2 protein-coding genes are annotated in these 1,835 nt (G+C 68.1%); one reads left to right on the top strand and one right to left on the bottom strand.

Going from position 1 to position 1,835, the window contains the following annotated elements:
* Positions 1 to 128 precede the first annotated feature (128 nt).
* Positions 129 to 1,193, top strand: a complete 1,065-nt coding sequence (locus AC1VTH_RS08095) for a threonine aldolase family protein (protein ID WP_481335660.1) — start codon at positions 129 to 131, stop codon at positions 1,191 to 1,193.
* Positions 1,194 to 1,566: 373 nt separating this feature from the next.
* Here AC1VTH_RS08095 and AC1VTH_RS08090 read toward each other — a convergent pair.
* Positions 1,567 to 1,835, bottom strand: a 269-nt coding sequence (locus AC1VTH_RS08090; RefSeq protein ID WP_481335658.1) for an EamA family transporter, incomplete at its 5' end; no start/stop codon positions are given.

Genomic DNA, 1,835 nt, shown 5'->3' with positions numbered 1-1,835 from the left:
GCGTACGAGACTTTGGTGGGAACACAGACGGGCGCTTCCACGGCCTTGACGCCGCCACGGACGGGCGCGTCGCCGGACGCGGACGCGCTATCATAGCTGCCGACCAACCCAAACAGCGAGGAGATGCCATGCACCTGTTCCGCAACGACTATTCCGAGGGCGCCGCACCCCAGATCATGGAGGCCCTCGCGGCCGCCGGCAGCCACCAGAACGTTGGCTACACCGAGGGCGACGAGCACTGCGACCACGCCCGCGAGCTCATCCGCGCGGCCTGTGGCGCGCCCGATGCCACGGTCGAGTTCTGCATTGGCGGCACGAGCGCCAACGTCATCTGCCTCAACGGCATGCTGCGCGACTGGGAGGGCGTCATCTGCACGCCCGACGCCCACATCGTCGTGCACGAGACGGGCGCCCTCATGGCCTGCGGCCGCACCGCCCTACCCACCGACGACGCCGACGGCTTCCTCACGCCCGAGGCGGCCGAGCGCGTCTGGCGCACGCAGACCTCGACGGGCCGCCACATGACGAGGCCCGCGACCATCTACATCACCGACACCACCGAGCTGGGCGGCGTCTGGAGCGCCGAGCGCCTCGACGCCATCTGTGACTGGGCCTGCAGCCACGACCTGGGCATCTTCCTGGACGGCGCGCGCCTGGGCAGCGCCCTCACGGCACCCGGCAATGACCTTACGCTTGCCCACATCGCGAGCAAGGTCGACGCGTTCTACATCGGCGGCACCAAGAACGGCATGCTCATGGGCGAGGCCGTCATAATCTGCGGCCACGGAGCGGCGGCCGAGCGCCTGCGCGAGGCCTTCCCCTACCTGCAGAAGGAGCGCTGCGGCCTGCTCGCCAAGGGCTTTTTGCTGGGCGCCCAGTTCGAGGCCGCCTTTGCCGAGCAGGACGGCGAGGAGGCGCTCTACTGGCAGCTGGCCGCGCACGCCAACGAGTGCGCACAGCAGCTGCGCGAGGGCCTGGCCGAGAGGGGCTTTGAGCTCTACGGCAACTCGACCTCCAACCAGGTGTTTGTTGCCGTAAGCGCGGCGCAGGAGCAGGCGTTCGAGAAGGCCTGCGGCTGCGAGACGTTCTACGTGCTGCCCGACGACCGCCGCGTCATCCGCTTCGTGTGCTCCTGGTCCACCGAAGCCGCCGACGTCACCGAGCTGCTGGAGCTCGCCACCAGCTTGGCGTAGGGACGCAGAACGGGGGCTCCTGCGCCACCGAGCTTCTCGAGCTTGTCACGTGCGGGAACGCGCAAGGGGCACAGGGCGAGGGCCTGCACCATCGACCGCGCAGCTGGGGCGATGGTCTCCGCTGGGCTCCGAGAGCACAGGGCGAGGGCCTGCGCCATCGACCGCGCGGCCGCCCGCGAGCCCAGCACATCGTCCGAACGCAGAACGCCGGGGAAGGCGCCCAACCTCCCCCGGCGTTTCTCTTCTCATCCCAGCGATTCTCTTCTCATTTTCCTAGGAAAAAGACGTTAACCATATTTAGCGGACAGCCTTAAGCGCATATTCCTAGGAATCTGCGGTTAAGGGAGAGGTGGCCACGCCTCGCCACGCAGCGCTACCCGCGGCTGCGGCCGGGCAGCATGAGGACGAGCTTCTCGCCCACCTCGGACAGGACGATGCCAAGGAAGATGAGCGCAAAGCCCGCGAGCAGGCGCGGCGTGAGCGTCTCGTAGCCAAAGGCCACCGAGAAGGCCACGCCGCTGGGGCTCTCGAGGCTCGAGAGCAGCGAGCCCGCCGCCGGGTCGACCTTGGTAAGCGCGTAGTTGAGCAGCGCCAGGCACCCAAACGAGCACACCACAGCAAGAAACACGAGCGCCACGACGT

The sequence above is a fragment of the Parolsenella sp. genome, from assembly GCF_982402205.1.
This window is presented reverse-complemented; position numbering and strand designations above follow the sequence as displayed.

Bases quoted from the DNA above. Each gene is read 5' to 3' on its own strand.
- AC1VTH_RS08095 (WP_481335660.1), top strand. From the start codon at position 129: ATGCACCTGTTCCGCAACGACTATTCCGAGGGCGCCGCACCCCAGATC.